This is a genomic window from Vibrio sp. 10N.222.49.C9, assembly GCF_041474985.1.
GTDB classification, from domain to species: Bacteria; Pseudomonadota; Gammaproteobacteria; order Enterobacterales; family Vibrionaceae; genus Vibrio; species Vibrio crassostreae_C.
This window is the reverse complement of the sequence record NZ_JBFRVD010000427.1, coordinates 1-347: the sequence shown is the minus strand read 5'-3', so window position 1 is coordinate 347 and position 347 is coordinate 1. Positions and strand designations below refer to the sequence as shown.

The window sequence follows — 347 nt, the reverse complement described above, 5'->3', positions numbered from 1 at the left end:
ACAAATTTAATTCGAAATGCTTTCCAACACACTTATCACGGAGAAGTTGAAATAAAGCAAATTGGCAAAGAATTACAGATCAACAATTACAACTTAACTGACAACGGATCAGAGCAGGAGTTAGGTTTTGGTTTAGGTTTGGAGTTAACCGAACGATTGATCAAACGATATGGTTGGCATTATGAAAATATTACATTACATTCAGGGATGAATGTATTAATAGAATTTAGACATCAATAGGCTCCAATGCATCAATGAAGGCTCCTACGGTATGTCGGAGCCTTTTCAATTCTTACTACGATTTCTGCTTATACAACGTCATGACTTCATCGGCATTGTCTTGATAC

General features: G+C 36.0%; 1 pseudogene. It reads left to right on the top strand.

Going from position 1 to position 347, the window contains the following annotated elements:
* Positions 1 to 240: pseudogene (locus tag AB4585_RS23820) on the top strand (sensor histidine kinase); the annotation flags it as partial.
* Between the last annotated feature and the right edge of the window lie 107 nt (positions 241 to 347).